We start from the raw sequence: 18,251 nt of genomic DNA, 5'->3' as shown, positions 1-18,251 counted from the left end.
TGGGGTGGGTAACGCCTTATCCATCCACCGGAACCGCGGTCACGTGGTGGATGAAAAAAGCGTCATCCACCCTACGGCGCCCATGCCTCGCCAATTGCCTCCTTACCTGTGGGAGCGTCGCCATGCGCGCGAATCGCGGGCATGGCCCGCTCCCACAATTCCGTGGGGTGGATAACGCCTTATCCATCCACCGGAGCCGAAATCGCTTGGTGGATGAAAAAAGCGTCATCCACCCTACGGGCGCCCATGCCTCGCCAATTGCCTCCTTACCTGTGGGAGCGTCGCCATGCGCGCGATTCGCGGGCATGGCCCGCTCCCACAATTCCGTGGGGTGGGTAACGCCTTATCCATCCACCGGAACCGCGGTCACGTGGTGGATGAAAAAAGCGTCATCCACCCTACGGGCGCCCATGACTTGCCAATCGCCTCCTTACCTGTGGGAGCTTCGCCATGCGCGCGAATCGCGGGCGTGGCCCGCTCCCACAATTCCGTGGGGTGGATAACGCCTTATCCATCCACCGGAGCCGCGATCGCTTGGTGGATGAAAAAAGCGTCATACCCCCTACGGAGCCCATGCCTCGCCAATCGCCTACTCACCTGTGGGAGCGTCGCCATGCGCGCGAATCGCGGGCATGGCCCGCTCCCACAATCCCCTGGGGTGGATAACGCCTTATCCATCCACCGGAGCCAAAATCGCTTGGTGGATGAAAAAAGCGTCATCCACCCTACGGCGCCCATGCCTCGCCAATCGCCTACTCACCTGTGGGAGCGTCGCCATGCGCGCGAATCGCGGGCATGGCCCGCTCCCACGGTTTAATGCGGCCCGTCGTTCTCGCGCAGAGCGTGGGAACAACGAGGCCGGTTCTAGAACGCGAAGCACGAGCAGCCGAAGGCGCCCCAGAAGCCGGCGTAGTCGCTGATCGGCACCTTGCTCTGCCGGGCGCGCTCATGGCTGTGGGCATGCACGGCGCAGGAGCCGATGCACTGATGCACGGCGGCTTGCAGCGGTGCGGACGGTTTCCAGTGCCCAGGCACCTTGGCCACCGGGGACCATTCAGGCAGGACCGGCAGCGGCGGGTTGCCGAGTTTGTCGAATTCGCCGGCGCCATAGACGACCTTGCCGCCGACCACGGTGAGGACCGACTCGAGGTGCTTGATGGCTTCTTCCGTCACGCTGAAGTAATCCGCCGAGAGCACCGCCACGTCAGCCAGTTGCCCGACCTTGATCTGGCCCTTCTTGCCCTGTTCACTGGAGAACCAGGCACTGCCCTGGGTGAACAGTTGCAGGGCGACGGCGCGGGACAGACCTTCGGGGTACAGCGCGGTGCCGCCCACGGTCTTGCCGCTGACCAGCCAGTACAGCGATGTCCAGGGGTTGTAGCTGGCGACGCGGGTGGCATCGGTACCCGCACCGACCGGCACGCCTTCGGCGAGCATGCGCTTGATCGGGGGCGTGGCTTCGGCTGCCTTGGCGCCGTAGCGGTCGACGAAGTACTCGCCCTGGAAGTCCATGCGGTGCTGGATGGCGATGCCGCCGCCGAGCGCCCTGACCCGCTCGATGTTGCGCGGGGTGATGGTTTCCGCGTGGTCGAAGAACCACGGCAGGCCATTGAACGGGATGTCACGGTTGACCTTCTCGAAAACGTCGAGCATGCGCGAGATGGATTCGTCGTAGGTGGCGTGCAGGCGGAACGGCCAGCGGTGCTCGACGAGGTGACGCACCACCGGCTCGAGATCGGCCTCCATGCCGGCAGGCAGGTCCGGGCGCGGCTCGAGGAAATCTTCGAAGTCGGCGGCGGAGAACGCCAGCATCTCCCCTGCGCCGTTGTGGCGGAAGTAATCGGTGCCCTGGCCGTAGGTGACGGTCTTGGTCCATTTCTGGAAGTCGGCCAGTTCTTCCTTGGGCTTCTGGGTGAACAGGTTATAGGCGATGCGCACGGTGAGCTGATCGGCGTCGGCCAGTTGCTGGATCACCTGGTAGTCGTCGGGGTAGTTCTGGTAACCGCCGCCGGCATCGATGGCGCTGGTCAAGCCGAGGCGGTTGAGTTCACGCATGAACTGCCGGGTGGAGTTGACCTGATAGTCCAGAGGCAGCGCCGGCCCCTTCGACAGCGTCGAGTAGAGGATCATCGCGTTGGGCCGGGCGATCAGCATGCCGGTCGGTTCCCCGCTGCTGTCACGCTGGATCTCGCCACCGGGCGGGTTAGGCGTGTCTTTGGTATAGCCAACCACCCGCAGTGCGGCACGGTTGAGCAGGGCGCGGTCATAGAGGTGCAGCAGGAATACCGGGGTGTCCGGCGCCGCCTGGTTGATCTCGGCCAGGGTCGGCATGCGCTTTTCGGCGAACTGGAATTCGTTCCAGCCGCCGACCACGCGCACCCACTGTGGCGTGGGTGTGCGGTCGGCCTGGTCCTTGAGCATGCGCAGGGCATCGGCCAGGGACGGCACGCCTTCCCAGCGCAGCTCCAGGTTGTAGTTCAGGCCGCCACGAATCAGGTGCAGGTGCGAGTCGTTGAGGCCGGGAATCGCGGTGCGCTTGTTCAGGTCGATGACCTTGCTGCCTGCGCCCTTGGTGGCCATGGCTTCGGCGTCGCTACCCACGGCGATGAAGCGGCCGTCCTTGATGGCGACCGCGGTGGCCTGGGGCCGCTCGGGGTCGACGGTGTGGAATTTGCCGTTGAGCAGGATCAGGTCGGCGTCGTTCATGTTCGCTCCGAATGCGTAGCCGGCGCGACCGGCGAAAGGTAAGGCGGACCAGAGCGCGCCGGCGGCGCCGAGCAGGCTGCCGGCAGCGACGACCTGGCGGCGCTTGGGATCTTTGGGATCTGAAGTCATGGCGGGGCGCTCCGGTCGGTTAGCGGGACACGAAGGCCAGCAGGTCTTCGTTGAGGCGCTGCTGGTGGGTCACGGCGAAACCGTGGGGCGCGCCCTCGTAGACCTTCAGTTCGGAGCCCTCGATCATCTGCGCGGCGAGCCTGCCGGTGGTCGCGAAAGGCACGATGGCGTCGGCGTCGCCGTGGATCACCAGGGTCGGCACGTCGACCTTGGCCACGTCGGCGCGGAAGTCGGTTTGCGAGAATGCGCTCACGCAGTCCACGGTGCCCTTGAGCGAGGCCAGCAGGGCAATGTTGAGGGTCTGAGCGAGCACGCCAGCGGAGACTTGCTGGCCCTTGTCGATGCCATAGAAGGGGGTAGCGAAATCGGCGATGAACTGCGCGCGATCCTTGAGCAGGCCGGCCTTGATGCCCGCGAATACCGACTCGTCGACGCCCTCGGGGAAGTCCGCCGCCTTGCCGAAGATCGGCGTCACCGCGCCGAGCAGCGCCAGCTTGGCGACCCGCGAGGTACCGTGGCGGCCGATGTAGCGGGTCACGTCGCCGCCGCCCATGGAGAAGCCCACCAGGGTCACGTCACGCAGGTCGAGGTGCTCAATCAGTTCAGCGATGTCGTCGGCGAAGGTGTCGTAGTCGTAGCCGGTCCACGGCTGGCTGGAGCGCCCGAAGCCGCGACGGTCGAAGGCGATGGTGCGGTAGCCACGGCTGCTCAGGTACTCCATCTGGTAGTCCCACATGTCCGCGTCCAGCGGCCAGCCATGGCTGAACAGGACGGGCTTGCCGCTGCCCCAATCCTTGAAATAGATCTCGGTGCCGTCGCGGGTCGTGAACGTGCTCATGGGCGTTTCCTCTCGGGTATCGCAATGGATGGGGAAATCAACGGGCGCTCAGCCAGCCCGCGCAACAGCGAGTAACTGCCGGCATGATCCAGAACACCACCGGCACGACGATGCACAGGGTGATCAGCAGGTTGCTCGGTACCACCGCGCCCAGGGCCGGGTACTGCTGGAACAGCGGCAGCCAAAACTGGGGGATGAGCATGGTCAGCGGGCAGATGACCAGGTAGGTCAGTACGGCCTGCTTCCACTTCGGCGGTTGCGCAGCCTGGGCGTGTTCGGGGGTGAACCAGAATTCGTGATCGCGGCTGACCTGGGTCTGGTCGCCGCCGTCGAGCAGTGGCAGCACTTCGTCGATCAGCAGGCGGCGGCGGTCGGAGGCGATCCACTCGTCCAGCTGCCAGCTTTCGGCGAAACGCAGGACGGTGGTGAAGGTGTCGCTCTGCCCGTCCGAGCGAATCACGTTCACGCCCAGGTGACCGCTCTGCTGCTCGGCGGCCGTCAGGGCACGCTTGAGCCAGGCCTCGTAGGCCGGCACATGACCGGGGCGCACCTTGTGCTGGATGACCAGGGTCACCACGTCGCTGGGTTGAACGGCAGTCATGGTCACTGGCCTCCTGCCAGATGCACGCAGCCGGGCCACACACGCAGACGCTCGACGGTGGATGGCGAGGCGCGCAGCAACGGCTTCAAGGGGCTGACCCTCGTGGCAAAAATCGACGAACCGCAGGGCCATGCAACGAGCGCCAGCGGCATCCCGGAGTCGGGCCCTGAGGCGCACGACGACCGTGCAGCCACTATGCCGCCGGGGTCGGCTTATCGATTGGACGTATGTGCTGAATCGTCGCAAGCCGAGGGGATCGGCCGCAGGGCGTGGCTACTGCAGTACCAGCTCGACGAGCAGGAACAGGCCGGCGATGCTCAACAGCAGCACGCCCAGCCAGAAGAACGAGGCGCCACGCTGTACCGCGGTGTCGATCACCGCGCGCTTGGGGAACGCCGGGTCGTAGCGCACCGAGACCGCATCGCCTTTGCGGTAGTGGCGCCAGCTGCTCATGCTGCTTTCGTGCATGTGCAGGTTGCCGTGCTCGTCGCGCCACTCGAAGCGCGGGTAGCGGCTCGAGGTATTGAGCCCCCAGTCACTGGCGATGATTCGCCCCTGAGCCAACTGCCAATCCTGGCTGGCGCGGCGACGGGACAGGCCAATGCCTACCAACACGGCGCCGACACAACCGAAGACTAGGGCGAGAAACACGGAAACAGGCATGACGGACTCGAATAGTGGAACGTCATCAGTAGGCGCATTAGCGAAGCGAAGGTTCATGGAAAAACCGCACCGTTCGGCGGTTGTATGATCTCCCTCCTCCCGTACGTAACACCGCACGTCCGAAATATCCGGCGGCCGATAGCCCGTGAAAATTTAGGTTGAGTTTTCTGCAACCTCCCCCTGTCCATAATCATGGACACGGATTAAGGAGAGTCACCGATGAAAACCACCAATACCCTCAGCGTTCTGCTCGCCAGCCTGATGGTCGCGGGTCTTGCCCACGCGGCCGATCCTGCAGAGCAGGAACCTGCCCGCGAGGTCTATCAGGAGCAGGTGCTCAAGCAGCAGCCTGATCAGGAAGACCCGCAGGCCAAGGACCCGATGCACATCGGTGATCTCAAGGAAGGTACCCCGGCGCCGCACAAGTACTGGCGCGAGGATTACGCCATCAAGGACCTGAAAAAACATGACCTGCCCGAGCCGGAAGACAAGGAACACGAGCAGTGGGTGAAGATCGGTACCGACTATGTGTTGTTGAATAACAACACCGGCACCATCCAGCGCATCATCAAGGGCAAGTAACCGCTCTGGCGCAGCGTTCCGGCGCTGAAATAAAGCTTATCAGCGGCGCGTAAATGGCTATTATTCACTGACGTTTCCGCCATGATCATATGTCGGCCCTTTCTCTTCTAGGGATGGATGATGAAAGCTTCAGTTCGAACCCATCGTAGCGAGCTCATGCGCGGTGCCACGGCGATAGCCGTCGGCGCCGCGCTGGCGTATGGCGGTGCCTATCTGCTCGCCATGCTGCGAGGTGCGCCGCAGCAGACCGCGCCCGAGGTCTTCGAGGTGGTGCCCGCCGTTGCAACGCACAAGCCGCAGGTGGTCGAGCCGCCTGCGCCCGGTGAAGATCCCTGGTGGCGCGGTGACGCGGCGTTCTGGCAGGAGCAGGCACGCCTCAACAGTGCCGTGGTCGCGCCGCAGTACCGCGACCTGCAAGTCGCCTGGTCGGAGAAGATGGCGGCCAATGCCAGGCAACGTGCCTTGCAGGATCCCAACGGCAACGAGCCACTGGCGATGCCGGCCAATGAAGCACAGACCACCGAATTGCAGATCCCCGAGAAGCCGCGCCGCTGAGCGCAGCCCATTACCGTTTCAAGGTTTTCGTCGCCCCGCGACCAATCCACGGAACGCTTGCCCGCCTGACGGCTCAAACCCCTGCCTTGACCCTGTAACACGCGCCTGTGCACGCTGACGCGCGCATAATGCCGCCCTCAAGCAGCCCTCCCCTGAACGCACCGGGCTGCGCATATCGTTGGAGCCCTCGATGGAATTCATTCACCTGGTTATCGATTTCATTCTGCATATCGACCAGCACCTGGCGGCCTTGACCGCCCAGTACGGCACCTGGATCTACGCGATCCTGTTCCTGATCGTGTTCTGTGAAACCGGCCTGGTGGTCACCCCTTTCCTGCCGGGCGACTCGTTGCTGTTCGTGGCCGGTGCCATCGCCGTGCACGGCACCATGAATGTGCACCTGCTGGTACTGCTGCTGATCACCGCGGCGATTCTCGGCGACGCACTGAACTACACCATCGGCCGCTTCATGGGCCAGAAGCTGTTCAGCAACCCGGACTCGAAGATCTTTCGCCGCAGTCACCTGGAGGTGACCCAGAACTTCTATGCCCGGCACGGCGGCAAGACCATCATCCTGGCGCGCTTCGTCCCCATCGTGCGGACCTTCGCGCCCTTCGTCGCCGGCATGGGCCGCATGAACTACGCCCACTTCGCGGCCTACAACGTGGTCGGGGCGATTCTCTGGGTGACCCTGTTCACTTACGGCGGCTACTTCTTCGGCAACCTGCCGGCGGTACAGAGCAACCTGCACTACCTGATCATCGGCATCATCGTGGTATCGATCCTGCCAGGCGTGATCCAGCTGATCCGCCACAAGATGAACAGCTCGGCCCGTGTGCAGACGCCTTGACCGGCGAATCGCAGACATGAAAAAGCCCCGGAATTCCGGGGCTTTTTCTTGCCTTGCCGCTGTCGGTCAGGACTGCGGGGCGGCGGGTGCAGGTGCGGGGGCTGTCTGGGTACGTTCGTTCCAGCCACCGCCGAGCGCTTTGTAGAGCTCGATCTCGCTGGTGAGCTGCGACAGACGCACACCGATCAGCTCCTGCTGCGCGCTGAACAGCTGGCGCTGCGCATCGAGCAGGGTCAGGTAGCTGTCCACGCCAGTACGGAAGCGGCGATCGGCGAGATCGTAGTAGTTCTCGGAAGTCGCCACCAGGCTGCGTTGCGCCTGCAGTTGCTCTTCATAGGTACCCCGGGCAGCCAGGCCGTCGGAGACTTCCTGGAAGGCGGTCTGGATCGCCTTCTCGTAGGTCGCCACCTGAATGTTCTTCTGGATCTCGGCATAGTCGAGGTTGGCGCGCAGACGCCCGGCCGTGAAGATCGGCAGGTTGATCTGCGGCTGGAACAGCCAGGTACCCGAACCACCATCGAACAGCCCCGACAGCTGGCTGCTGGCGGTGCCGGCGTTGGCGGTCAGGCTGATGCTCGGGAAGAACGCGGCACGCGCGGCGCCGATGCTGGCATTGGCGGCGAGCAGTTCACGCTCGGCCTGCAGCACGTCGGGACGACGCTGCAGCAGATCGGACGGCAGGCCAGCGGGAACGTCGGCCAGCAGCTGCTTGCTCAGGCCTTCGCCTTGAGGCAGATCGGCCGGCACGGGGCCACCGAGCAGCACGCCCAGGGCGTTGCGGTCCTGCGCCACCTGACGGGTGTACTGCGCCAGGTTGGCCTGAGCGGTCTGCACCGAGGTGCGCGCCTGGCTCAGAGACAGGGCATCGGTCACGCCGACGTCGAAGCTGCGCTGGGTCAGTTCCAGGCTGCGCTGGAAGGTGCCCAGCGTCTCGCGGGTCAGTTTGAGCAGCGCTTCATCGGCCTGCAGGGTCAGGTAGGCGTTGGCCACACTGGCGATCAGGCTGATCTGCGTGCTGCGCTGCGCTTCTTCGGTCGCGAAGTACTGCTGCAGGGTCTGCTCGTTGAGGCTGCGCAGGCGACCGAAGAAGTCGACTTCCCAGGCATTCACACCGACGGTGGCGCTGTACTGCCCGCCCACGGCGGAGCGGCCGGTCTGCGACAGATCGGCTGGCGTGCGCTGACGGGTACCGCTGCCATCGGCCGAGATGTTGGGGAACAACTCGGATCGCTGGATGCGGTACTGGGCGCGATAGGCGTCGACGTTCAACGCGGCGACGCGCAGGTCGCGGTTGTTGTTCAGCGCGGTTTCCACCAGACGCTGCAGCGCCGGGTCACGCAGGAACTCGCGCCAGCCGAGATCGGCTGCGGCGACGGCGCCCTGCAGGTTGCTGCCCTCGTAAGCCTTGCCCTGGGGCCAGGCTGCCTCTACCGACGCCTCGGGGCGCTGGTAGTCGGGGATCATGGTGCAGCCGCTGAGCACGATGCCCGCGACTGCCAGAGACAACAGGGACTGCCTCACTGGACGGCCTCCTCATCGTTGATTTTTTTGGCGCTCTTGTCCTTGAACATAGAGCTGACGACCACATAGAACAGCGGAATCCAGAAGATAGCCAGCACCGCGGCGGTGATCATGCCGCCGATCACGCCCGTACCGATGGCGTGTTTGCTGCCGGCACCGGCGCCGCTGGAAATCGCCAGCGGTACCACACCGAGGATGAAGGCCAGCGAGGTCATGATGATCGGACGCAGACGCATGCGGCAGGCTTCCACCGCGGCCTCGAGGTGGCTCATGCCCTGCTCGTGCAGCGACTTGGCGAACTCGACGATGAGAATCGCGTTACGCGCCGACAAGCCGATGGTGGTGATCAGGCCCACCTGGAAGAACACGTCGTTGGACAACCCACGCCCCAGGGTGAACAGCAAGGCGCCGAGGATACCCAGCGGAACCACCAGGATCACCGAGAACGGAATCGACCAGCTTTCGTACAGTGCCGCCAGGCAGAGGAACACCACCAGCAGCGACAGCGCATAGAGTGCCAGCGTCTGCGAACCCGCCAAGCGCTCCTCGTAGGACTGACCGGTCCAGTCGAAACCGACACCCTGCGGCAGCTCGGCAGCGATGCGCTCGACTTCGGCCATGGCCTCACCCGAACTGTGCCCTGGCGCCGGCGCACCGAGAATCTCGATGGCGCTCACACCGTTGTAGCGCGACAGCTTGGGCGACCCGTAGGTCCATTCGCCGGTGGCGAAGGCGCTGAACGGGACCATCTGGCCCTGGTCGTTGCGCACGTGCCATTTGCTCAGGTCTTCAGGGTTCATGCGCGAGTCGCTTTCACCCTGCAGATAGACCTTCTTGACCCGGCCGCGATCGATGAAGTCGTTGACGTAACTGCCACCCCAACCGATTTGCAGGGTGCTGTTGACGTCCGACAGGGAGACACCCAGGGTGCGCACCTTCTCGTCGTCGATCAGCAGCTTGTACTGCGGTTCGTCGAGCAGACCGTTGGCCCGCACGCTGGACAGCACAGGGCTCTGGTTGGCCAGTTGCAGGAACTTGTCACGAGCCTCGTTCAAGGTAGCCTGGCCGACGCCGGCGCGATCCTGCAGGAACAGGTTGAAACCGGTGGCGTTACCCAGTTCCATGACCGCAGGCGGAGCGAAGGCGAAGACCATGGCATCGCGGAACTCACCACCGAAGAACCGGCCCTGAGCACGCTGCGCCAACTCGGCAACGCTGGTACCGGCAGCGGTACGCTCGGACCACGGCTTGAGCATGATGAACGCCATGCCCGAACTCTGGCCACGGCCGGCGAAGTTGAAGCCGGTTACGGTGAACACCGAGTTGACCACGTCCTTCTCGTCTTCGAGCAGGTACTTGCGCATGTCGTCGACGACAGCCTGGGTACGCTCGGCGCTGGAACCCGACGGAGTCTGTACCTGAGCGAACAGCACGCCCTGATCTTCCTCGGGCAGGAACGCCGAGGGAATCAGGGTGAACAACCAGCCCGCGACCGCAACGATCACCGCATAGATGATCAGGAACGGCGCCTTGCGCTTGACCACGCCACGCACGCCACGCTCGTAGCTGTTGACGCTACGCTCGAAGGTGCGGTTGAACCAGCCGAAGAAACCACGCTTCTCGTGATGGTCGCCCTTGGCGATGGGCTTGAGCATGGTGGCGCACAGCGCCGGGGTGAAGATCAGGGCGAGGATCACCGAGAGCACCATGGCCGAAACGATGGTGATGGAGAACTGCCGGTAGATGACCCCCACCGAGCCGCCGAAGAAGGCCATGGGCAGCAGTACCGCCGACAGCACCACGCCGATGCCCACCAGCGCGCCCTGGATCTGGCCCATGGATTTGCGCGTCGCTTCGAGTGGCGAGAGCCCCTCCTCGCGCATGACCCGCTCGACGTTTTCCACCACCACGATGGCGTCGTCCACCAGCAGGCCGATGGCCAGGATCATGGCGAACATGGTCAGGGTGTTGATGCTGTAGCCGAATACCGCGAGCACACCGAAGGTACCCAGCAACACCACCGGTACGGCGAGGGTCGGGATCAGGGTCGCACGGAAGTTCTGCAGGAACAGGTACATGACCAGGAAGACCAGCACGAAGGCTTCGATCAGGGTCATGATCACGCCGTGAATGGACTCCTGCACCACGGGGGTGGAGTCGTACGGCATGACCACTTCCATCCCGGCCGGGAAGAAAGGCTTGAGCTCATCGATGGTCGCGCGAATCGCCTTGGCGGTATCCAGGGCGTTGGCCCCGGTGGCCAGCTTGATCGCCAGACCCGATGCCGGGTTGCCGTTGAACTGGGCGCGGATGTTGTAGTTCTCGCCGCCCAGCTCGACTCGGGCGACATCGCCCAGACGAACCTGGGAACCGTCACGGTTGACCTTGAGCAGAATCTCGCGGAACTGCTCCGGGGTCTGCAGACGGGTCTTGCCGATGATGGTGGCGTTGAGTTGCTGACCCGGGCCAGCAGGCAGGCCGCCGAACTGACCGGAGGAGATCTGCACGTTCTGCGCTTCGACCGCGCTACGCACGTCGACCGGAGTCAGCTGGAAGTTGTTGAGCTTGGCCGGATCCAGCCAGATACGCATGGCGTACTGGGCACCGAACACCTGGAAGTCACCGACGCCCGAGGTACGGGAGATCGGGTCCTGCATGTTGGCGACGATGTAGTTGGAGAGATCCTGGTTGGTCATGCTGCCGTCGGTGGAAACCACGCCGATGACCAGCAGGAAGTTCTTCACGGCCTTGGTGACGCGCAGGCCCTGCTGTTGCACTTCCTGAGGCAGCAGCGGAGTAGCAAGCTGCAGCTTGTTCTGGACCTGAACCTGAGCGATGTCCGGGTTGGTACCCTGGTTGAAGGTAACGGTGATCTCCATGCTGCCATCGGAGTTGCTCGCCGAGCTGATGTAACGCAGCCCGTCGATACCGTTCATTTGCTGCTCGATCACCTGGACCACGGTGTCTTGCACGGTCTGTGCGGAAGCACCCGGGTAGTTGACCTGGATGCTCACGGCGGGGGCCGCGATGCTCGGGTACTGGTTGACCGGCAACTTGAGGATGGACAGACCGCCCGCCAGCATGATCACCAGCGCGATCACCCAGGCGAAGATGGGCCTGTCGATGAAGAAATTCGACATCGTGAAATCGCTCCTTAGCGGTTGTCAGCCTGGTCGGAAGCCGACGCCTGCTGCTGCGGTTCTGCCACGTTCTTCGCGTCGGTGGTCTTCACCTCGGCGCCTGGCTGCACGAACTGCAGACCTTCGGTGATCAGCTTGTCGCCAGGGTTCAGGCCTTCGAGGATCAGCCAGCGGTTGCCCGCGGTGCGCTCGGCCTTGAGCTGACGCAGCTCGACCTTGTTCTCGGCATTGACCACCAGGGCGGTCGGCTCACCTTTGGAGTTGCGGGTGACGCCTTGCTGGGGCGCGAGGATGGCTTGCTTGTTCACACCGGCAGCCAGGCGCGCATGCACGAACATGCCGGGCAGCAGGTTGTGATCCGGGTTGGGGAACACGGCGCGCAGGGTGACCGAACCGGTGCCCTCGTCGACCGACACTTCGGAGAATTCCAGGGTGCCTTCATGCTCGTAGTTGCTGCCGTCTTCGAGACGCAGTTGAACCTTGGCGGCGTTGTCGCCTGCCTTCTGCAACTGACCGCTTTCCAGCTCGCGGCGCAGACGCAGTAGATCCTTGGTGGGCTGAGTCACGTCGACGTAGATCGGATCGAGTTGCTGAATGGTCGCCATGGCGTTGGTCTGGCCGTTGCTGACCAGGGCACCCTCGGTGACCGCGGAACGACCGACGCGACCGGCGATGGGCGCCATCACCTTGGTGTAACGCACGTTGATGCGCGCCTGCTCCAGCGACGCTTCGGCCTGCAGACGGGCAGCCTGGGCTTCATCGTAGGCCTGACGGCTCACGGCCTGGTCGGCGACCAGATCCTTGTAGCGCTCGGCCAGCGACTTGGCCGAAGCCAGGGTCGCCTGGGCGCTCTTGGCAGCGGCTTCATAGACCGACGCATCGATCTGGTACAGCTGCTGGCCAGCCTTGACTTCAGAACCTTCCTGGAACAGACGCTTCTGGATGATGCCATCGACCTGCGGACGCACTTCGGCGATACGGAAGGCGGCGGTGCGGCCCGGCAGTTCGGTGGTCAGCGTGTAGGGCTCGGCCTGCAGGGTGACGATACCGACGGTAGGCGCCTGTTGCGGTGGTGGCGCGGCGTCTTCGCTGCAACCAGCGAGCGTCAGCGTGGCCAGAGCGATAGCGGAAACCATAGCGGCGAAGGCTGGCTTCTTCTGCATCTGAAAGGACCTCATTTTCATATTGATTCGAGCCGCACGGGCGGTACCTGGCAGATAGCCGAGGTGGATACTGGGAGATAGGTGGTAAATATACTTACATCCGAGAATGTTTGTAAACGCATCATTTGTGTAACACTGTGGTCTGCCTCAGACCCTGAGACGGGGTTTTCATCCACTTTTTCATTTCCTGGGACCTGCCAGATGGTGAGACGCACCAAAGAGGAAGCCGAAGAAACCCGAGCGCACATCCTTGATGCAGCGGAGCGGGTGTTCTATGCCAAAGGCGTTTCCAGCACCTCGCTAGCCGATATCGCGGCTTCGGCAGGTGTGACTCGAGGCGCCATCTATTGGCACTTCCAGAACAAGGTGGACGTGTTCCAGGCCATGCTGGACCGCCTCATGCTGCCCCAGGAAGAGCTGGCCCGGGCCTGCGAGAGCGAAGACGAGCCCGACCCGTTGGGCAGCATGCGCCAGTTACTGGTGCAACTGCTGCTGCGCATGTACAGCGACGCCCAGTGCCGCCGGGTTGGAGAAATCCTGCAATACAAATGCGAATACACCGCCGAACTCGGCGACCTGCGCCAACAGATGCAAACATTCAACCAAGATTGCGATCAGCGCATTGCAAAGACGTTACGCAATGCCGTGAACCGCGGCCAGTTGCCTGCCGATCTCGACTGCCAGCGCGCCGCCATCTGCCTGCACGCCTATATGGACGGCATCCAGGCACACTGGCTGCTCAACCCGGAAGCCTATGACCTCGGCGCCCACGCCCATGCCATGGTGGAAGCGATGATCGACATGCTTCTGCACAGCAAGGCACTGCGCACAGCCTGAGCCGAACTCGGTCGAGTGCGGTCACAACTGCATGATCGACTGCCATCGGAGATATGCCATGCGCCTCGCCGCATCCCTGCGTCACCTGAGCATCCTGCTGCTGGTGGCGACCCTCGGCGCCTGCGCCAGCTGGGCGCCACGCGACCCGCTGCACATCGACCTGGTCGGCCTCGAGCCCCTACCGGGCGAGGGCCTGGAGGTTCGTTTCGCGGTGAAGCTGCGGGTGCAAAACCCCAATGAAAGCGCCATCGACTTCAATGGCGTGTCGCTGCAACTGGATATCAATGATCAGCCCCTCGCCCGGGGCGTCAGCGACCAGAGCGGCCAGGTACCGCGCTTCGGCGAAACCGTGATCAGCGTACCGGTGACCATCTCCGCCTATTCGGTGTTCCGCCAAGCCTGGGGCGCCAGCGCCCATCAACCTGGCCAGAGCCTGCCGTATCAACTGCGCGGCAAGCTCGCCGATGGCCTGTTCGGTACCCGCCGCTTCAGCGACAGCGGGCAACTGACCTGGCCACCGGCACAGCCCAGTGTCAGGTAGTGGGCTCGTTTTCCGGCAGGATCTCCTTGTCGCCCGGCGCCTTGCCTTCTTTCGAGAAATGTTCGATCACCGCATTGAGCTCGGCGCCGAACAACAGCACCGCACAGGAGATGTGCAGGTACAGCAGGAAAATGATGATCGCCCCGATACTGCCGTAGGTGGCGTTGTAGTTGGCGAAGTTCTGCGCGTAATAGGCGAAGCCCAGCGACGCGGCGATCCACACCACCACCGCCAGCACCGAGCCCGGGGTGATGAAGCGGAAGCGCTGCTCGACATCCGGCGCCACGAAGTACACCACCGCCACGACAATCATCAGCAGGGAAATCGCCACCGGCCAGCGCAGCCAGTTCCACAGGGTAACGACGATCTGCTCGATGCCGATCTGCTGCGCCAGCCAGCTCATCACCTGCGGGCCGAGCACCATCAGCGCGGCAGCGGTGAGCAGGGCAGCGGCGATGCCGATGGTGTAGAGCAGCGACAGGGGGATGCGCTTCCAGGGCTTGCGCCCCTCTTTCACGCCATAGGCCTTGTTCATCGCGTCCATGGTCGAGCGCACCGCCGACGAAGCCGTCCACAGCGCGACCACGATACCGATGGAGAACAGGCCGGCTTTCTGGGTCTGCAACTGATCGATGACCGGGTTGACCAGCTCCACCGTGGACTGCGGCAGCACCAGCTCCGCCTGTTGGCGCAGCCAGTCGAAGAACGGCTGCATGTCCAGCAGGCTGATCAGCGCGACCAGAAACAACAGAAAGGGAAACAACGAGAAGAACATCTGGAAGGCCAGGGCCGACGCGTAGGTGGGCAGCTCGTCCTCGATGAAGTCACTCACCGTTTTCTTCATCACCTGGAACAGGCTGACACCCTCTAACTTGGGTAAAAACATAGCGCCTCCACTGGCTATGCCGGCCCGCACGCTCGCGGCCCGGTGAATCATCGGCAGATGCAGCGCCCGATCCCGGATCAGACGGCTGCTACAGAGCCTGTTCACGCTTGGCGAGCTCGCGCCATACAAGGCGAAAATAATCGAGGAAGCGGCGTTTACGAACTGTAAGTCAGCATTCCGACTGGGCTGGCAATCCAGTTTGTTTCAACGCCGCAGGGCCGAGGTGCCGCAGATCGTGAACAGGTCCTAACGGTTGGAGGTACCGAACTCGGCATGAGTTCGGGTTATCCGTGCGCGCTCTCGAACGCGCTGCGCCGACGAGCTTACCTGACAGGACGCAGCCCTTCGGATTCGTTGACAATTCGTCACAACCGGACAGGCAAGAACCCCGATCGTCTGCCGCGATCAACCGGCCACGGCTAAAACCCTATATAATCTGCGGCCTTTTTATCATTGGTCTCAGAAGGATCCCCCGTGAGCACGCTGCCACCCTGCCCCGCCTGCAACTCCGAATACACCTACGAAGACGGCACCCAACTGGTCTGCCCGGAATGCGCCCACGAATGGTCGGCCAATGCCAGCGAAGCGGCCGATGACGTCAAGGTGATCAAGGATTCGGTCGGCAATGTGCTGCAGGACGGTGACACCATCACCGTGATCAAGGACCTCAAGGTCAAGGGCTCGTCGCTGGTGGTCAAGGTCGGTACCAAGGTCAAGGGCATCCGCCTGGTCGATGGTGACCATGACATCGACTGCAAGATCGACGGGATCGGCGCGATGAAGCTCAAGTCCGAGTTCGTCAGAAAGGTCTGACCCGCTGAGCGCTCGCCTCGGCGAGCGCTCACTGCACCGGCAGGAAGTTCAGGAACATCAGGCTGTGGGCGTAGTTCACGCCGATACGCCGGTAGCGCTCGTCGAGCACGTCGCTGAGGTAATCCAGGCGCGCGACGATCTTGCCGAACTCCACGGCGAAGCTCAGGTTGCGCCCCTGCTCGGACAGCTCGTTGGACAACAGCAACGGATTGCCCTGGGCATCGCGCCGGGTCGCCAGCAGCCAGGTGGCCTTCTCGATATTGCGCGCAGCGTTGTGCACGAACTGCGCGTCGATGGTATCGGTGATGTAGAACTGGGTGTTGCCGCCATGGGCGGTGACCAGCATGCTGCCGATGGCATAGATGAACGCGCCGACCCTGTCTCCCTGAAACTCCGGGCTCAGCGCGTAGCTGAGGGCCACGATGTCCTGCCTGCCGTCCAGTGACGCCGGCGGCCTGCCCTGCTCGATGGCCTGCTGCACCGCACGCTGGGTGGCCTCACGATCACCGAGACCGCTCTTGCGCCATTCCCGTGGATTGCGCTGGTAAAGCTTGCCCATCACGCGGTAGAGGCTGTTCAGGTTGTTGCGCATGCCGATGGTGGCAAGGCGGTCGGAATGGGTCTGGAACAGTTCGCTGGGCGCTGCGGGCGAACTGTTGCTGAGGAAGGCGCGGTTGTCCTGGTTACGGGCGCAGCCCCCCAGAGAGAGCACCAGCACCAGCAGCATCACGCCCTGCCAGCGGGCGCTGCGCATAGACACGAAAAACGCCGCCAGCGTGGTGGCGGTACCCGTTTGGTAAGCTCGAGAGACGTGCGAGTAATCCATTAACTCACGATCCATCCTTCCGCAGATGACATAACAGTAGCAAGGTTCTGCATTTATGCCCGTTACGGCGCCGCGTCGAGACGCACGCCAGCCAACGACATAGACCCCCGAATATCGTGCAAAGTTTTCCAGCACCTGAAATTAGCCTTACAAAGCCCGAGGTAAAAGGCCTGCGCTGCGCTGCGTTTGCAATCTTTACCCGTTGAGAAAGCTTCTCGATCAGCCTCGAATGCTATGGTCCCCGCCCTGAGGATGACGGCACGTCAGCCGCGATCCATCACGACAAGGAGCATCATCGAGGTGAAGAAGGTCACTCTGTTTACACTGCTCGCCCTGGCCATCGCCGGTTGCAGCCACGACACCCAGCAACGCGCCAGCACCGTCAGCGTTGCCCAGGCCGACGGGCAGGTCGACGTCGCTCGCGACCCACAACGGGTGGTCAGTTTCGATTACGGCAGCTACGACACCTTGATCGCCCTGGGCTTCGGTGATCGCGTGGTGGCGACGCCTGCCAGCGTGCCGCCCTATCTGGCCGACAAGGCCGGCAAGCTGCGCGACGCCGGTGGCATGAAGACCCCGGACGTGAACACGGTACGCGCCCTTCAGCCGCAACTGATCCTGATCACCGGGCGTCAGGGCGAAAGTCGCGATGCGCTGCAGCAGGTGGCACCGACTCTGGACATGGGCATCACCGCAGGGGACTACTTCGCGGGGGTGGCTCATAACGTCAATCTGCTCGCGCAGCTCTTCGACAAATCCGCCGAGGCGCAGCAGGCGCTCGCCGCACTGCGCAGCAAAGCCTACAAGGCGCGCGACGTCGTCGCAGCCTCGAACAAGCGCACGCTGGTGCTGACCCACAACGATGGCCGCTTCTCGCCGACCGAGCAGCCGGTGATCTATTCGCTGTTGCAGGCCCAGCGCACCCTGCCCGCACCCGCACCGCAGGCACCCGGCGCGCCGCGCCAGCGCCCGCAAGCGGTCACCGCGCAGACCATCGCCGCCGCCAACCCGGAAGTGATCTTCATCATCGACCGCAGCGCGGCCATCGGTGCCACACCGCTGGATGTCGACACCCTGGCCCACTCGCCGCTCTCCACCACACCAGCTGCCCAGGCCAAGCGTATCGTCTACCTGGACCCGGCGCTCTGGTACCTCTCAGGCGGTGGTCTGCAGAGCCTGGACCTGCAGATCGACCAGGTGCTGGCGGCTTATCGCTGACAATGCCGGTGGGCTGAAGCCCACCCTACCCCTAGGTGCATCAACCGTAGGGTGGGGCTTTAGCCCACCAAAACCATTCAACCCCGATGGTGGCTGGAGGTCCAAAGCACGCGGTTCAGCACACCGGGCCGTGGCTTGTGGTGCTGCGCTGAAACCCACCCTACTCCCAGGGGCATAAACCGTAGGGTGGGGCTTTAGCCCACCAAAACCATTCAACCCCGATGGTGGCTGGAGGTCCAAAGCACGCGGTGCAGCACCTCGGGCTGTGGCTTGTGGTGCTGCGCTGAAACCCACCTTACTCCCCAGGGCATAAACCGTAGGGTGGGGCTTTAGCCCACCAAAACCATTCAACCCCGATGGTGGCTGGAGGTCCAAAGCACGC

General features: G+C 63.4%; 16 protein-coding genes. 7 read left to right on the top strand and 9 right to left on the bottom strand.

The genetic code is table 11. The features are described 5' to 3' along the window. Window positions 1-864: 864 nt before the first annotated feature. From ACT9T4_RS25785 to ACT9T4_RS25770, 4 genes are all read right to left on the bottom strand, one after another. Window positions 865-2,706 carry an amidohydrolase gene (locus tag ACT9T4_RS25785; RefSeq protein ID WP_499119694.1) on the bottom strand — a complete coding sequence of 614 codons (1,842 nt, stop codon included), beginning with the start codon at window positions 2,704-2,706 and terminating at the stop codon, window positions 865-867. 148 nt (window positions 2,707-2,854) lie between these two features. Continuing rightward, window positions 2,855-3,673 carry an alpha/beta fold hydrolase gene (locus tag ACT9T4_RS25780; protein ID WP_042556197.1) on the bottom strand — a complete coding sequence of 273 codons (819 nt, stop codon included), beginning with the start codon at window positions 3,671-3,673 and terminating at the stop codon, window positions 2,855-2,857. Between the two features lie 37 nt (window positions 3,674-3,710). Beyond that, window positions 3,711-4,274: an antibiotic biosynthesis monooxygenase gene (locus ACT9T4_RS25775; RefSeq protein ID WP_042556196.1), complete on the bottom strand. Its 564-nt coding sequence runs from the start codon at window positions 4,272-4,274 to the stop codon at window positions 3,711-3,713. A 273-nt stretch (window positions 4,275-4,547) separates the two neighbouring features. Further along, window positions 4,548-4,937, bottom strand: a complete 390-nt coding sequence (locus ACT9T4_RS25770; RefSeq protein ID WP_042556195.1) for a DUF3592 domain-containing protein — start codon at window positions 4,935-4,937, stop codon at window positions 4,548-4,550. A 219-nt stretch (window positions 4,938-5,156) separates the two neighbouring features. On the opposite strand from ACT9T4_RS25770, the gene ACT9T4_RS25765 reads away from it, so the two are divergent. The 3 genes from ACT9T4_RS25765 (at window position 5,157) to ACT9T4_RS25755 (ending at window position 6,924) form a co-directional block, all read left to right on the top strand. After that, complete coding sequence (locus ACT9T4_RS25765; RefSeq protein WP_052493861.1) at window positions 5,157-5,519, top strand: RcnB family protein; 363 nt, start codon at window positions 5,157-5,159, stop codon at window positions 5,517-5,519. Window positions 5,520-5,639: 120 nt separating this feature from the next. After that, window positions 5,640-6,074 (top strand): hypothetical protein, encoded by a 435-nt coding sequence (locus tag ACT9T4_RS25760; protein ID WP_156152793.1) that lies wholly within the window; start codon window positions 5,640-5,642, stop codon window positions 6,072-6,074. Window positions 6,075-6,264: 190 nt separating this feature from the next. Next, window positions 6,265-6,924, top strand: a complete 660-nt coding sequence (locus tag ACT9T4_RS25755) for a DedA family protein (protein WP_042556193.1) — start codon at window positions 6,265-6,267, stop codon at window positions 6,922-6,924. Window positions 6,925-6,990: 66 nt separating this feature from the next. Here the strand turns inward: ACT9T4_RS25755 and ACT9T4_RS25750 are convergent, their stop codons facing one another. Genes ACT9T4_RS25750 through ACT9T4_RS25740 form a run of 3 tightly spaced genes read right to left on the bottom strand, consistent with a single transcriptional unit; the run spans window position 6,991 to window position 12,748 of the window. Next, window positions 6,991-8,445, bottom strand: a complete 1,455-nt coding sequence (locus ACT9T4_RS25750; protein WP_499119690.1) for an AdeC/AdeK/OprM family multidrug efflux complex outer membrane factor — start codon at window positions 8,443-8,445, stop codon at window positions 6,991-6,993. Further along, window positions 8,442-11,585, bottom strand: coding sequence for an efflux RND transporter permease subunit (locus ACT9T4_RS25745; RefSeq protein WP_042556191.1), 3,144 nt, complete (start codon window positions 11,583-11,585; stop codon window positions 8,442-8,444). The genes ACT9T4_RS25750 and ACT9T4_RS25745 overlap by 4 nt, the downstream gene beginning before the upstream one ends. Window positions 11,586-11,599: 14 nt before the next feature. Continuing rightward, complete coding sequence (locus ACT9T4_RS25740; protein ID WP_042556190.1) at window positions 11,600-12,748, bottom strand: efflux RND transporter periplasmic adaptor subunit; 1,149 nt, start codon at window positions 12,746-12,748, stop codon at window positions 11,600-11,602. Window positions 12,749-12,949: 201 nt separating this feature from the next. Between ACT9T4_RS25740 and ACT9T4_RS25735 the strand changes: the two genes are divergently transcribed. Together ACT9T4_RS25735 and ACT9T4_RS25730 are read left to right on the top strand one after the other, a co-directional pair. Beyond that, window positions 12,950-13,585 (top strand): TetR family transcriptional regulator, encoded by a 636-nt coding sequence (locus ACT9T4_RS25735; RefSeq protein ID WP_042556189.1) that lies wholly within the window; start codon window positions 12,950-12,952, stop codon window positions 13,583-13,585. Between the two features lie 58 nt (window positions 13,586-13,643). Next, a complete protein-coding gene (locus tag ACT9T4_RS25730) occupies window positions 13,644-14,126 on the top strand; it encodes an LEA/WHy family protein (protein WP_499119686.1) in 483 nt (160 codons plus the stop codon). Here ACT9T4_RS25730 and ACT9T4_RS25725 read toward each other — a convergent pair. Next, on the bottom strand, window positions 14,119-15,012 hold the full coding sequence (locus ACT9T4_RS25725) for a YihY/virulence factor BrkB family protein (RefSeq protein ID WP_042556187.1): 894 nt from the start codon (window positions 15,010-15,012) through the stop codon (window positions 14,119-14,121). The two genes, ACT9T4_RS25730 and ACT9T4_RS25725, sit on opposite strands and share 8 nt — an antisense overlap. A 474-nt stretch (window positions 15,013-15,486) precedes the next feature. On the opposite strand from ACT9T4_RS25725, the gene ACT9T4_RS25720 reads away from it, so the two are divergent. After that, a complete protein-coding gene (locus ACT9T4_RS25720) occupies window positions 15,487-15,825 on the top strand; it encodes a zinc ribbon domain-containing protein YjdM (RefSeq protein WP_179539030.1) in 339 nt (112 codons plus the stop codon). Between the two features lie 28 nt (window positions 15,826-15,853). On the opposite strand, the gene ACT9T4_RS25715 is transcribed toward ACT9T4_RS25720, so the two are convergent. After that, complete coding sequence (locus ACT9T4_RS25715) at window positions 15,854-16,579, bottom strand: hypothetical protein (protein WP_082045905.1); 726 nt, start codon at window positions 16,577-16,579, stop codon at window positions 15,854-15,856. A gap of 372 nt (window positions 16,580-16,951) precedes the next feature. Here ACT9T4_RS25715 and ACT9T4_RS25710 point away from each other — a divergent pair, with 372 nt between their 5' ends. After that, on the top strand, window positions 16,952-17,869 hold the full coding sequence (locus ACT9T4_RS25710) for an ABC transporter substrate-binding protein (protein WP_499119684.1): 918 nt from the start codon (window positions 16,952-16,954) through the stop codon (window positions 17,867-17,869). Window positions 17,870-18,251: the final 382 nt, after the last annotated feature.

The sequence above is a fragment of the Pseudomonas sp. SZ40 genome (assembly GCF_052958135.1).
Note: the sequence above shows the minus strand (reverse complement) of the source record. Positions and strands in the feature narration are given on the sequence as shown.